A 13499-nucleotide genomic window follows, 5' to 3' on the forward strand; every position below is an offset into this window, starting at 1 on the left:
GGAACGGCAACCGCGAAGTCCGGCCAGGGCGGGCGGCCAGCGGTGGCCGGCCGCGCGGGCCCTTAGGGGCCGGCTCCGGGGAATGCCGGGGCCACCGGCACGGTGCCGGCGGGCGGTTCCATGGTCGAATGCCGGTATGAGCGAAAGCGACACGACAGGCACGACCGCTGACGCCGGCCACCGCGGCAGCTCCGCCCCCGCCACCGTCCTGGCCCCGCTCGACGACCGTCTCGCGGACCTCGTGGCCCTCTACGAAGACCTGCACCGCCACCCCGAACTCGGCTTCCAGGAGACCCGTACGGCCGCCGAGGCCGCCCGCCGGCTGACCGCCTGCGGCTATGACGTCACCACCGGCATCGCCGAAACCGGCGTCGTCGGCGTACTGCGCAACGGCCCCGGCCCCGTGGCCCTGCTGCGCGCCGACATGGACGCACTGCCCGTCACCGAGAACTCCGGCCTGGACTACGCCTCCACGGTCCCCGGCCGGATGCACGCCTGTGGGCACGACGTCCATGTGACCTGCCTGCTGGGAGCCGCCGACCTGCTCGCGGCGGGCCGCGACCACTGGTCCGGAACCCTGATCGCGCTCTTCCAGCCCGCCGAGGAGGTCGGCAGCGGCGCCCGCGCCATGCTCGACGCCGGCCTCTACAGCGCCGGCCTGGTCCCCACCCCCGATGTCGTGCTGGCCCAGCATGTCGCCCCGTTCGGCGCCGGGCTGATCGCCTACTGCCCCGGCCCCTGCATGGCGGCCGCCGACAGCCTGGAGATCACCTTCCACGGCACCGGCGGCCATGGCTCGCGCCCCGAGACCACCACCGACCCGATCCTGATGGCGGCGTCCTTCGTCCAGCGGGTGCAGTCCGTAGTGGCCCGCGAGGTCGCCCCGAAGGACCAGGCGGTGGTCACGGTCGGCTCCTTCCACGCCGGGGACACCGCCAATGTGATCCCCGACCGCGCCGTCATACGCCTCAGCGTCCGCACCTTCGACGAAACGGTCCGCACCGCCGTGCTCGCCGCCATCGACCGCATCGCGCGCGCCGAGGCCGCCGCCTCCGGCGCGGACCGCATACCCGACACCGAGGTCCTGGACTCCTTCCCCGTCACCGTCAACGACCCCACGACCCTGCGGGAGGTCAACGAGCAGTTCACCGAACTCTTCGGCGCCCAGCGGCTGTTCGCCTACGACCCGGCCACCGGCAGTGAGGACGCCGGCCTGCTGGCGACCGCCGCCGGGGCCCCGCTCTACTACTGGTGGCTGGGCGGCTGGGACCCGGAGGAGTTCCGGACAGCACTGGCAGCCGGCCGGCTCGCCCAGGACATCCCGTCGAACCATTCCCCGCAGTTCGTCCCCGTGGTCCGGCCGACCCTCAGCATGGGCGTGGAGGCGATGACGGCGGCCGCGCTCAGTCGGCTGGGAGCTGGGGCGAAGGGGTGAGGGGGCGGTGAGGCGGCGGGCGTGAGGCGGCGGGCGTGAGGGGGCGGCGGGGCCGGGGGTTCGGGCGGGTCAACGGCCGTGTTTGACCTTGCCCTTGGGGCAGGCCCCAGCATCGGGCGTGCCGGGCGAGGTGCCCGGTACGAGGAGGACGGACGGGTGGACGCAGACGGGCGCACGGCGCCGTACGACGACGGTGCGCTGCTGACCATCGGGGCGTTCGCCCGGGCCTCCCGGCTCTCGCCGAAGGCGCTGCGCCTCTACGACGAGCTCGGCCTGCTGCCCCCGGCCCATGTCGACCCGCACAGCGGCTACCGCCACTACGCCCCCGCCCAGTTGGAGCGGGCCCGGCTGGTGGCCTGGCTGCGCCGGCTCGGGATGCCGCTGGCCCGCATCCGCGAGGTGTGCGAGCTGGCACCGGACGCGGCGGCCGTAGCGGTCGCCGCGTACTGGGCGCAGGTCGAGGCCGACACCGCGGCCCGCCGGGACCTCGCCGCCTTCCTCGTCGACCAGCTGGAGAGGAAGAACACCGCCATGACCACACCACACACTCCCTTGACGATGCGCTACGCCGCCCTGACCGACCAGGGGCTGGTACGCCCGGCGCACCAGGACGCCGCGCACGCCGGACCCCGGCTACTGGCCGTGGCCGACGGCTACGGCCCGGACGGCGGCCCGGCCGCGACCGCCGCCATCGACGCACTCAAGGACCTGGAAGACCAGGACCTGACCTCGGCGGACCTGCTGGGCGCCCTGGAGGAGGCGGCCCACCGCGCCCACCGCGCCGCCCCGGTGGCGAACGACGCGACCGGCAGTACGACCGGCAGCACCCTCACCGCGCTGCTCCGCTCCGGCACACAGCTGGCGCTGCTGCACATCGGGGACTCCCGCGCCTACGTCCTGCGCGACTCCGGCCTCTTCCAGATCACCCACGACCACAGCCTGGTCCAGTCACTGATCGACGAGGGCCGGCTCACCCCCGAGGAGGCGGCCTCGCATCCGCAGCGCGCCCAGCTGCTGCGGTCCCTCGACGCGGCCACCGAGTTCGCCCCCGATCTGCAACTCCTGGAGGCCCTGCCCGGAGAGCGCTACCTGCTGTGCACCGACGGCCTGGCCGGGGTGCTGCCGGCCGCGACCATCCAGCAGGTGCTGACCGCGGCCGACGACCCCGACCAGGCCGTACGCGAACTCATCCGGCTGGCCCGCGAGGCGGGGGCGCCGGACAACGTGGGGTGTGCGGTGGGGGAGGTGACGGGGGGATAGGGCGGGGTCGGGGGCGGTCCCTTAGGGGGTAGGCGGGCCCCTTGCATGAGCCCTGCCCGGTGGGGGGTGTGGTTACGCCAGGCCCTTGAGCATGCCCTTGAAGTAGAGCTGCGGCAGGCCGTAGCGCTTGAGGAACCACATGTCGGTGCGTTCCCGGGTGGTGTCGAGGAAGGGGATCGAAGGGGTGGGCTGAAGGTCGTAGTCGAACTCGGCGAGCAGCATCTTGTGCCGGGCGGTGACCAGGGGACAGGAGGTGTAGCCGTCGTAGCGGGCGGTGGCGGGACGGCCGCGCAGCCCGGCGAGGAGATTGGCGACCGCGACCGGAGCCTGCTTGCGGATCGCGGCGCCCGTCTTGGACGTCGGCAGATTGGCGACATCGCCGAGCACGAACACATTCGGGAAATCCGGGTGTTGGAGTGTTTCCCGGTCGGCCTTGACGTACCCGTAAGGGGAGTCGGGGTCGGCGAGCGGGCCGTCCGCCAGCCACTGGGGGGCGCGCTGCGGCGGTACCGCGTGCAGCAGGTCGTAGCGGACGGTCTCGGCCGTGCCCGTGGTGTGATCGGTGATCACCGCCTCGCGCGCCGCACCGTCGAGGCGGGTCATCTCCGAACTCAGCCGCACCTCGATCCCGTACCGCCGGGCCGTCTCCGTCAGCGCACGGGAGAACACCGGCACCTTGAACATCGCGGGCTCCGGGAGCACCAGAATCGTGCGGATCGCCCCCAGCACCCCGCGCTTACGCCAGTGATCCGCCGCCAGATACGCGATCTTCTGCGGGGCGCCGCCGCACTTCACCGGCCCGGACGGCATGGTGAACACCGCCGTCCCGCTCCGCATCCGGCGGATCAAATCCCAGGTCAGCGGCGCGAGATCGGGCCGGTAATTGCTGCTCACCCCGCCGTGGCCGAGCGCCGCGGCGAGACCGGGCACGCCGTCCCAGTCGAGCTGGAGACCCGGCGCGAGCACCAGCCGCCCATAGGAGAGGACCCGGCCCGAGGCGGTGGTCACCGTCCGCGCGGTCGGGTCCACGGCGGTGGCGCGCTCCCGCAGCCAGCGCACCCCCGGCGGCATGACGTCCGCCTCGGTGCGCAGCGACGCGCGCAGCGGCGCCTGACCGCCGCCGACCAGCGTCCACAACGGCTGGTACCAGTGCGTCTCGGACGGCTCCAGCAGCGCGATGTCCCGCACACCGGCACGGCGTAACCGGGCGGCGACGGTGATGCCTGCGGTGCCGCCGCCGACGATGAGGACCTGGTGATGGGACGGGGCGGCGGGTGCGGGGGCCATGTGCTCCTCCTGGAGGTGGTGGGAATCGGGTGGTCGGTGAACGGGGCGTGGGGTGTCGGGAGTGGAGCTACCAGAGACGGGGCAGCGCGGTGGCCGCCATGACGACGGCGAGGACGGTGACCAGACAGGCGAAGGCCGTGGCCAGCACCTGAGGGCGCAGCCGGGTGGTCAGACGGTTGCCGAGATTGCTGCCGAGCGCCGCACAGGCCGCGAAGGCGGCCAGCAGCGGCCAGTCCAGGGCCCCGGTGCCCGCCCGGGTGGCCAGCGCCGTAAGGGAGTTGATGAGGATGACGAGAAGCGAGGTACCGATCGCGACCGGCATCTCCAGCCCCAGCACCAGAGTGAGCGCCGGCACGACGACGAAGCCGCCACCGACCCCGAAGACCCCGGTGAGCAGCCCGACGGCGGAGGCCGTCACGGCAAAACGAACCGGCCGCGGGGGCACGGGGCGGGCCGAGCCGCGCACCTTGCCGGAGGGCGCCGGGGCCGCGTTGTCCCGTAAGGGTGAGGTCTCCGCGGGCTCCTGTGCGGAGAGCGTCTCTGCGGGCTCTTGGGGGGAGGGCGACTCCGCGGGCGCCGGCAGGGACACCGGTTCCGCTGACTCCTCCGGGGCTGACTCCTCCGCGGTCTCCTGCGAGGCCCGCGACTCCGCCGGTTCCCGTAAGGACGGCAACTCCCCGGGCTCCCCCAAGGAATCCGCCCCCGCCGCCCCCCGTAAGGGCACAGCCTCCGGCGCGTCCCGTAACGGCGTGCCCTCCCCGGGGTCCCGTAAGGGACGGCTGCCCGCAGCCGCCCGCCGCTCGCCCCGCCCCCGTAACACCAGCATCGCCGCCACCACGAGCAGCAGCCCGGCGAACGCCGCCATCAACACCGTGGGGTCCAGCGCCGCGCTCCACCGGGAGCCGAGGTAGCTGCCCGCCGTCCCCAGGGCCCCGAACACCGCACCGGCCGCCCACCGGACCCGCCCGGCCCGGCCGTGACACAGCAGCCCGGTCACCGCGCCGACCGTGACGACGACCAGCGCCCCCGCGGTCGCCTCGTGCGGCGACTGCCCCAGCAGATAGACCAGCGCCGGCACCGCCAGCACCGAACCACCGCCGCCGAGCGCACCCAGCAGCAGACCGATCAGCAACCCGCACGGCAGCGCCGCCAGGGCTACGAGGACGGACACGAGGCCCGCGGCGCAAGGGCGACGGCCCGGCTGTCACCGGACCACTCCGCGACGAACGTGAACCGGTCGCCGCGCACCACCGTCTCCCGCCACTCCACCGGCCGCTCCCCGGCCTGCCCGAGCCGCTCGATGGCGAACGCCGCCTCCCGATCGGCCAGCCCCAGCAGCCACGCCTGCCGGATGTCCGGCAGGAACGGCTGGATCCGCTCCCGCCCACCGGTGACCTTCACCCCGCAGCGCCGCGTCAGCTCGCCGTAGAGCGAGGTGTGCCCGAAGTCGGCCTCCAGCAACGGCTCGGCAACCTCGGCGGGCACATACGCGGTGTCGTGCGCGAGCGGCTCGCCGTCCGCCAGCCGCAGCCGCTCCAGCACGACCAGCGGCGCCTCCGGGACCAGCCCCAGATGCCCCGCGACCGTCCCTTCCACGGTCCGCTCCAGCCGCAGCACCTCGCTGCGCTGCTCCACCCCCTGGCCCTCCAGCTCACGGAAGAGGCTGTAGAGCGAGCCCAGCGGCTGTTGTATGCGACGGGTGTCCAGCCGGCTCGCCCGGCCGCGCTCGGCGATCACCAGGCCCTCGGCACGCAGTTTGCGCAGCGACTCCCGGACGGTGTGCCGGCTGACCTCGTACTCGACGGTGAGCCGGTGCTCGGCCGGGAACTCCGCATGGAACGCTCCGGATTCCATCCGGCGGCGCAGATCGGCGGAGAGCTGCGCCCACAGGGGCAGCGGCGAGCGCCGGTCCAGGGGACGCGGGCCGTGCGCACCGTGCGGCGGCTCGGTCGTCATGGTGGATTCCTCCGCGGGCGTACGGGGGTTGCAGGGTGCTGCCGGAGCGCTGGACGCCGAGCGCAAGCCTCGATCGGCCAGTTGGTGGCCCATCAATTGCTGTCGGATCCATACGGGGTGACGGGTCATTCACACCTGCGCGGCTTGTCGCCCGCCCTCCGGCTACCTAATGTACGTACATCCGTGCATCCGCACAACGCACCCTGCCCGAACGGGCCCCGGCCGCCGCGCACGGGCCCCGCGCACCCCTGGAGGCCGACCGTGCACTTCGCGCAGTACTACCTCGACTGCCTCTCCCAGGCGTCGTATCTGATCGGCGACAAGACCACCGGACGCGCCGTCCTCGTCGACCCGCGCCGCGACATCGACGACTACCTGCACGACGCCGAAGCCGCCGGCCTGCGGATCGAACTCGTCATCGAAACGCACATTCACGCCGACTTCCTCTCCGGCCACCTCGAACTCGCGCGGGCCACCGGCGCCACCATCGCCTTCGGGGAAGCCGCCGAAACCGGCTTCCCCATACGGCGGTTACGGGACGGCGAGCGCCTCTCGCTCGGCGCGGACGACGGCCAGGGCGTCACCCTCACCGTGCTCGCCACCCCCGGCCACACCCTCGAATCCATCTGCCTGGTCCTGCACGAACACCCCGACGACGACGTGCCGTTCGGCGTGCTCACCGGCGACACCCTCTTCGTCGGCGACGTCGGCCGCCCCGACCTGCTCTCCGCCGCCGGCCACACCCCGCAGGACATGGCCGCCCGTCTGCACCGCTCCCTGCACACCAAACTCCTCACCCTCCCGGACGCCACCCGGGTCTTTCCCGCACACGGCGCCGGCTCCGCCTGCGGCCGCAGCCTCTCCAGCGAAACCAGCTCCACCATCGGCGACCAGCGCCGGTACAACTACGCCCTCCAGCCCATGCCGGTGGACGACTTCATCCGCCTGGTCACCGCAGGACAGCCCGCCACCCCCGGCTACTTCGCCCACGACGCGGCCCTCAACCGCGACGGCCACCCCCTCCTGGAGCCCGGCCCGCCGCCCGCCCTCACCCTCGACGAGGCCCTCGCCGCCCGCGACCGGCAAGGCGCCGTCCTCCTCGACTGCCGCCCGCTGGCCGCCTACACCCGCGCCCACCTGACCGGCTCACTCCACACGAGCCTCGACACCCGCTTCGCCGAATACGCCGGCAGCGTGGTCACCCCGGGCACCCCCATCGTGCTGCTCGCCGACCCCGGAACCGAACAGGAAGCCCGCCTCCGCCTCGCCCGCATCGGCTACGACCACGTCCTCGGCCACCTCCCCGACCCCACCGCCGTACTGGCCCGCACACCCGCCCTCAGCAGCAGTAGCCGGCGCATCCGCCATGAGGAACTGGACCTGGGGGAGCCCCGGTTGGCGGGGGCGGGGGCGGGGGCGGCGGAGGCCGAGGGAGACCGGACGGGCGGCACGGAGTCGACCGCCGCGCAGTCGGGCGACGCCGTACCGATGGACGCCATACCGTTGGGCTCCCCACCGGCCAATGCGCAGCCGACGGACATCCAGCTGATCGATGTGCGCAACCCGTCCGAGTACGAGGCGGGAGCCCTCCCCGGCGCCCGTAACCTCCCCCTGGCCGGCCTGTCCCACCGCATCACCGAACTGGACCCGTCCCGCCCGGTGGTCCTGTACTGCCGCAGCGGCAACCGCTCGGTGATCGCCGCAGCACTGCTGGAGGCACACGGGTTCTCCGAGGTCTGCGATGTCATCGGGGGGTACGAGGCGGTGGGTGCGGGCGCGCAGTAAAGCCGCGCGCTCGCGGAGGAAAACGAGAAAAGGGACGAGAAAAGGGCGGGGAGAGGGGGATGAAGTGCACCGGAAGGGGGCAGGAACGCGGAAGCGGATTGCGCGCACGGCCGGGTCAACCGGAGAGATGAGCCGGGACGTCTGGTGCGGCGACTACGGCGACCGAAAGAAACCGGGCCCGCAGCGCTCTGCTGCGCGTGGTACGGGAAGGGGCGGCGTCAACCCCGTACAACGGACGTTCAGCGAACGTTGATCGGTGATCTCCATGCTGAACCGCATGTTGAGCCGTGTGACTTCAGAGCATGCAGACGACGCCCGGGAAGTGCAAGAGCCGGAGGCGTCGCGGATCGCCCTCACCTGGAGTGGGGAGCCCGGACGCCAGGAGGAGCTGACGCACGGCATGCTCCTCGACCAGGCCGAGCGCGCCGCCGCCGTCCTCAAGCGGCTCGGCGTACGGGCCGGTGACCGGGTCGCGGTGCATCTGCCACTGGTGCCCGAGTCGGTGATCGCCACCCTCGCCTGCGGGCGACTGGACGCGATACGCGCCACGCTGCCGGTCTCCCTGACGGTGCCCGAACTGGTCGCGCGGACCCGTGAGTCCTCGGCCCGGGTACTGATCACGGCCGACGCAGCGTTCTGGGACGGCGCCGTACGCCCGGTGAAGCCCCTCCTCGACCACGCCCTGGCCCGGAGCACGGCCGCGGACGGCGCCCTGGACCGAACCGTCCTGGTGGTGAACCGCTGCTCCCGCCCCGTCTCCTGGAAACCGGGCCGCGACATGTGGTGGCACGAGGCACTGGGCGTACCGTCCGCGGCCCACTGACGGCGTCCTTGCGGCAAGCGGGCGGCGGCCCGCTTCCCGAGCAACGCGTCCTGGCGTCACGGGGGCTGCCAGGAGCGGTCGAGGCCCATCGAGGGGGCTCGTGGGGAGTGGCCTCCGGGGAAGTCGGTTCAAGGGGTGGGGCCCCTCGGCGGAGTTCTTCGGGGGAGCGCGGCGCGGGGGAGCGCGGGCCTTTCGGGGAGTACGCCCCTTGGGGAGGGCCGGAGCGAGGGGACCCCGAGGGCTGGGGGCGAGGCGGGGCGTGGCGCTTGGGGGAGCGTGGCACGCGGGGGCGCGACGCTTCGGGGGAGCGCGGCGCGGGGAAACCTCGTGGTTCTGGGGCGGGGCGGGGCGTAGTCCTGGAGGCGCGGCGCTTGGGGGAGCGCGGCGCCTCGAAGGGCGGGGTGGTCGGGGGGGCGGTGGGGCAGGCCCGGTGCTTCGGGGCGCGGCACGGGTGCGGGGCTCAGTGGAAGCGCGGCGGGGGCGCGGCGCTTCGTGAGAGTGCGGCGTGGGGCCTGGCGGTTCGGGTGTGCGGTGGGGGCCAAGCCCTTGGAGGCGCGGCGCTTGGGGAGCCTGGCTTTCCCGGAGGGCTCAGCCCGGCCCCCGTACCCCTGAAGAGGCGCGGACTCGCTCACTGAAGAGACTCGGGCCCCACCGACTGACGAGCTTCACGACGTCACCCACCGGCGAGGCGCAGCCCGCGGAGCCCGTACAGCCCTCACCCACTCAGGTCACCAAACGGGCCATTCGCCTCACCCGCGCCTAGCGTGGAGCACGTGTGAAGCGCCGGCCCCAAGCATCCGGCCGAGCTCCGGCCCGACCATCGGCCCAAGCGCTGGTCCCCACACCACTCCGATCAGCGTCCCATCCCCCGGGCCCTCCCCCCGCCACCACCCCCACCCCACCCCCACTCCGTCCCCCACCGGAAAGGTCGCCGGCCCATGGCTCGTCATGAGTACGCGCACCCCCGCCATCCCCTGCCCGGCAGTGATCGCAGGTGGCCCCTCAGGCGTAGCCGCGCGTCACAGGGGCCGCCGACCCGGCCCCATGACGGACATCGCCCGCACCCCATACCCACCCACGACAAGGGCCGCTGAGGCAGGGGGTGTTCGCCTCGCCTCCACCCGGCTCACGTCGCTCGCTGGGCGGTCACGTCCTTGCCCGTGACGGTGTGCGGGCACTCCGGCGCGGGGGCATTCCGACGAACCTTTAGAGGTCGTTTCGTTTGGTAGCCGCACCGCGGGGCGCCCTCGGCTGCCCTTACCATCCGCCGTGAAAACCGGTATGCCCGTCCCGCAGGTATGTCCGGCGGGTGGCAATGACACGATGGGGGAATGGTGACAAAGCCCGAAGAATCCTTGGAGTGCCGGTCCATGGTTCCCGAGCCCTGGCCGGATGGGGAATCCCTGCATGCTGAGCTCCTCGCGGCAAAGGAGAGGGTTTACGACCCCTGTGGGTTCACCTGTTCTCGGCCAGTTCCCGAAGCGGAGAGTGCTGAGTACGCGGCACATGAATTCACGCTCGACGGCTCCTCCGTCCGGTTCCGGGTTGCCAAGACCACCCCGACGAAGGTCGGTCAGTTCGTCACGGTGTGGAAGCGGAGCCCCGGCGGGCCGATTCAGCCGTTCGACTCCGGGGATCCGGTGGATCTTTTCGTCATCAGCACTCGCGAGGGCGGTCACTTCGGGCACTTCGTCTTTCCGCGCGAGGTGCTGTGTGAGCGCGGCATCGTTTCCCGGAACGGCGCCGGCGGAAAGCGGGCGTTTCGCGTCTACCCGCCGTGGGTGGAGACCACCAATCGGCAGGCCCGCACCACCCAGACGTGGCAGGTGAACCACTACCTCCAGATCCCTGAGAACGGGCCCCTCGATCTGGCCCGCGCCCAGGCGCTCCATCACCCCTGACCGACAGGCCCTGTCGCCCCGTGGGAAGGCGCGTCCCCCACTCATGCCCAGCCGCCCCGGCACCGGACGGGCCTCAGCGCCAAGCCGCCCGCCCCCCTCCCGCCCCGCCCGTACCCTGGACACGTGAGCACCACCCCCGAACCCGAGCCGACGCCCGCGCCCCACGACGGCTCCGACGCCGAGCAGGCCCCCTCCGACGCCGAGCAGGCGCCGTCCGCCACAGAGCCGACGCCCGCGCCCTCCGACGCCGAGCAGCCGCCCCCCGCCACCGAGCGCACCACCCCCGCGCCCTCGCCCACCGTCCGCCCGGCGGCCCCCCGGTCCGCCGCGAAGCTGATCTTTGACGACCCGTTGAACCAGCAGTCCTCGGACGACACCGACCGTGGCTGGGGCGAGCGTCCGGCCGGGGGCGACAGTGCTGCCGATCTGGCCCGTTTTCTGGACGAGAAGCCGCCGCACCACCTCTGAGCGAAGTGCGCGGGCGGCGTGCGCCGGGCGTGGGGGTCTGCTAGTCGCGGGTCTTCTGGGTGCCGATGGTGCCCGTGGTGGGTGCGGGCGCGGACGGTGAAGCGGTGCGCTGGGCGAGCAGGGCATCGCGGATTTCGGTGAGCAGTTCGATCTCGGTGGGGTCGGCGGGGGCCGCCTCCAGTGCCTGACGGGCCGCCTGGCGTTCCTTCCACTTGTTGATCGGAAGGATCATGAGGAAGTAGACGACCCCGGCGGTGATCAGGAACGTCAGGGCGGCGCTGAGCACCGAGCCCCAGAGGATGTAGATCCCGTCGGTGAATGCGCCCGTCTTGGGATCCTTGGCGCAGACCGCGGTGAGGCACGCCTGGTAGTGATCGAGGTTCTGCGAGCCGAGCGCGCCCACGATGGGGTTGATGATGCCCTTCACCACCGCGTTGACGATGTTCGTGAAGGCCGCACCGACGACGACCGCGACCGCGAGTTCGATGACGTTGCCGCGCATCAGGAATTCCTTGAATCCCTGAAGGACGCCCTTGCTCTCGCTCACCTGACAGCCTCTTTCCATGCTCACTACGGACGGTGCACCAACAATCCGCACCGCAACTTACGGCAGGGCAGGGGAGAGGTGTCCAGTCGTGTGACATGAACCATCCAGCGGCCGGTGCGTCGGCACGGAATCGGTGGTTCCGGGAGAAGGGGCCGAGCGTGCGGGCCGTAGGGACGGAAGCCGCGGTACCGGTGCGGTGGGCGCGCCCCCATTGGCGCGCGGCGGGTGCCCCGCCATGCGCAGCAGTCTCGCGTGGGGTGGGCGCGGAGGCCACTCGATCTTGGAGCATGGTCACCGCCCTCCCGGGGCCGTCGCCGACGGGCAGCCGGGGGCCGGGACGTCTCGTACGGCGCCGTACGACGCGCCGCCGGCCAGTGCTGCGGCGGTCAGCGCCAGGCCGGCCGCCAGTAGGCGCTGTCGCGCGGGCCGCCCGCCTCGGCGCCGCCCGCCGCCTGCCCGGACCGGTGCGAAGTGCGGCACTTCACACGGCGGGGGAGCGGGCAGCGGCGGGGAGAGGGCATCGGGGACGGCCAGGGGAGGGGGCGCGTGAGTGGTCCGGAGCATGGGGCACCGCCAGGGGGTGAGGGGTCGGGTGAACCGCTGATCACCACCGTGCCGGAAGACTCCGTCCGCCCGCTCCGGGCTGTGGACGGCCCCGCTCCTGTGGACAACTCGGCCACCCGGGAGGGGGAGGCCGAGCGCTCCGCGGGGCGTTACGGCAGCTCGATGCCCAGGTCCCAGCCGGTGTGGGCGCCGGTGCACAGGCAGTCGCGGGCCGCGTTGCCGGGCAGGCCGGCGATCGCGTCGAAGAGGACCTCACGCAGCCGGCCGACGTTCTCGGCGAAGACCCTGAAGACTTCGTCGTGGGAGACGCCCTCACCGGTCTCGGTGCCCGCGTCCAGGTCGGTGACCAGGGTCAACGAGGTGTAGCAGAGGCCCAGTTCGCGGGCCAGGACGGCTTCGGGATGGCCGGTCATGCCGACCACCGACCAGCCCTGTGCGGCATGCCAGCGGGATTCGGCGCGGGTCGAGAAGCGGGGGCCCTCGATGACGACGAGGGTGCCGCCGTCGACCGGCTCCCAGTCGCGGCCGCGGGCCGCGGTGAGGGCGGCCCGGCGCCCGGTGGGGCAGTACGGGTCGGCGAAGGTCAGATGGACGACGTTGGGGGTGCTGCCGTCGGGGAGCGGCTCGCCGTCGAAGTAGGTCTGGGCACGGGCCTTGGTGCGGTCGACGAGCTGGTCGGGGACCATCAGCGTGCCGGGGCCGTACTCGGGGCGCAGCCCGCCGACCGCGCACGGGCCGAGGACCTGGCGTACGCCGAGCGAGCGCAGGGCCCACAGGTTGGCGCGGTAGTTGATGCGGTGCGGCGGCAGGTGGTGGCCGCGGCCGTGCCGGGGCAGGAACGCGACCTGGCGGCCGGCGATCTCTCCCAGGAACAGCGAATCGCTCGGGCGCCCGTAGGGGGTGTCTACCGTGATCTCGGTCACGTCGTCGAGGAAGGAGTAGAAACCCGATCCGCCGATAACGCCAATCTCCGCGTCAGCCATGCCGATCACACTATCGGGGCGCGGCGGAGGGGGAAGGCCGGTCGCGGGGACGAAAGGAAGCCGTAAGACGACGGACCCCGCCGTCGGTGACGGCGGGGTCCGGTGACGTGCGGGGTCAGGCGGCGGAGCTGGTGCCCGAGCTGCTGCCGGTGGACGAAGCGGCGGCCGGGGCGGAGGACTTGCTGTCGGAGCTGCCGGACGAGGAGCTCGACGCGTCCGAGGAGGACGTCGTGCCCGACGTGGAGGTGCTCTTGGCGGGGCTGCTGCTGGACGATGAGCCGCGGCTGTCGTTGCGGTAGAAGCCGGAGCCCTTGAAGACGATGCCGACCGCGGAGAACACCTTCTTGAGGCGTCCGTTGCAGGCGGGGCACTCCGTGAGCGCGTCGTCGGTGAACTTCTGCACCGCCTCGAGGCCCTCGCCGCACTCGGTGCACTGGTACTGGTAGGTCGGCACTTGTCTTCCTCCTGGCACTCTCACTCGATGAGTGCT

At 72.7% G+C, this 13499-nt stretch carries 12 protein-coding genes; 6 read left to right on the forward strand and 6 right to left on the reverse strand.

Annotated elements, in window-relative coordinates; all coding sequences use genetic code 11:
* The first annotated feature begins 136 nt into the window (after nucleotides 1-136).
* Together AC3EUV_RS23045 and AC3EUV_RS23050 are read left to right on the forward strand one after the other, a co-directional pair.
* Nucleotides 137-1435 carry an amidohydrolase gene (locus AC3EUV_RS23045; protein WP_432143101.1) on the forward strand — a complete coding sequence of 433 codons (1299 nt, stop codon included), beginning with the start codon at nucleotides 137-139 and terminating at the stop codon, nucleotides 1433-1435.
* Between the two features lie 156 nt (nucleotides 1436-1591).
* Nucleotides 1592-2695 (forward strand): MerR family transcriptional regulator, encoded by a 1104-nt coding sequence (locus tag AC3EUV_RS23050; protein ID WP_435603771.1) that lies wholly within the window; start codon nucleotides 1592-1594, stop codon nucleotides 2693-2695.
* Between the two features lie 72 nt (nucleotides 2696-2767).
* Here the strand turns inward: AC3EUV_RS23050 and AC3EUV_RS23055 are convergent, their stop codons facing one another.
* The 3 genes from AC3EUV_RS23055 to AC3EUV_RS23065 all read right to left on the reverse strand — a co-directional run bounded on the left by AC3EUV_RS23055 (nucleotide 2768) and on the right by AC3EUV_RS23065 (nucleotide 5938).
* Nucleotides 2768-3982: an NAD(P)/FAD-dependent oxidoreductase gene (locus AC3EUV_RS23055; protein WP_435603772.1), complete on the reverse strand. Its 1215-nt coding sequence runs from the start codon at nucleotides 3980-3982 to the stop codon at nucleotides 2768-2770.
* Between the two features lie 67 nt (nucleotides 3983-4049).
* A complete protein-coding gene (locus AC3EUV_RS23060) occupies nucleotides 4050-5153 on the reverse strand; it encodes a sulfite exporter TauE/SafE family protein (protein ID WP_435603773.1) in 1104 nt (367 codons plus the stop codon).
* Nucleotides 5138-5938 carry a GntR family transcriptional regulator gene (locus AC3EUV_RS23065; protein WP_435603774.1) on the reverse strand — a complete coding sequence of 267 codons (801 nt, stop codon included), beginning with the start codon at nucleotides 5936-5938 and terminating at the stop codon, nucleotides 5138-5140. Before AC3EUV_RS23065 ends, AC3EUV_RS23060 begins: the two co-directional genes overlap by 16 nt.
* 261 nt (nucleotides 5939-6199) lie before the next feature.
* On the opposite strand from AC3EUV_RS23065, the gene AC3EUV_RS23070 reads away from it, so the two are divergent.
* The 4 genes from AC3EUV_RS23070 to AC3EUV_RS23085 all read left to right on the forward strand — a co-directional run bounded on the left by AC3EUV_RS23070 (nucleotide 6200) and on the right by AC3EUV_RS23085 (nucleotide 10915).
* Nucleotides 6200-7723 (forward strand): rhodanese-like domain-containing protein, encoded by a 1524-nt coding sequence (locus AC3EUV_RS23070; protein WP_435603775.1) that lies wholly within the window; start codon nucleotides 6200-6202, stop codon nucleotides 7721-7723.
* Between the two features lie 289 nt (nucleotides 7724-8012).
* Nucleotides 8013-8546, forward strand: a complete 534-nt coding sequence (locus AC3EUV_RS23075) for an AMP-binding protein (protein ID WP_435603776.1) — start codon at nucleotides 8013-8015, stop codon at nucleotides 8544-8546.
* 1370 nt (nucleotides 8547-9916) lie between these two features.
* On the forward strand, nucleotides 9917-10447 hold the full coding sequence (locus AC3EUV_RS23080) for a MepB family protein (RefSeq protein ID WP_488187985.1): 531 nt from the start codon (nucleotides 9917-9919) through the stop codon (nucleotides 10445-10447).
* A gap of 123 nt (nucleotides 10448-10570) precedes the next feature.
* Complete coding sequence (locus AC3EUV_RS23085; protein ID WP_435603778.1) at nucleotides 10571-10915, forward strand: hypothetical protein; 345 nt, start codon at nucleotides 10571-10573, stop codon at nucleotides 10913-10915.
* A gap of 40 nt (nucleotides 10916-10955) precedes the next feature.
* On the opposite strand, the gene mscL is transcribed toward AC3EUV_RS23085, so the two are convergent.
* The 3 genes from mscL to AC3EUV_RS23100 form a co-directional block, all read right to left on the reverse strand.
* Complete coding sequence (mscL, locus tag AC3EUV_RS23090) at nucleotides 10956-11462, reverse strand: large conductance mechanosensitive channel protein MscL (protein ID WP_435603779.1); 507 nt, start codon at nucleotides 11460-11462, stop codon at nucleotides 10956-10958.
* 713 nt (nucleotides 11463-12175) lie between these two features.
* The gene (locus tag AC3EUV_RS23095) at nucleotides 12176-13009 is read right to left on the reverse strand and encodes an S-methyl-5'-thioadenosine phosphorylase (RefSeq protein ID WP_435603780.1); all 834 of its coding nucleotides are present in this window, start codon (nucleotides 13007-13009) and stop codon (nucleotides 12176-12178) included.
* A gap of 115 nt (nucleotides 13010-13124) precedes the next feature.
* Complete coding sequence (locus tag AC3EUV_RS23100) at nucleotides 13125-13463, reverse strand: FmdB family zinc ribbon protein (RefSeq protein ID WP_435603781.1); 339 nt, start codon at nucleotides 13461-13463, stop codon at nucleotides 13125-13127.
* Nucleotides 13464-13499: the final 36 nt, after the last annotated feature.

It is taken from the genome of Streptomyces sp. bgisy130 (assembly GCF_057708345.1).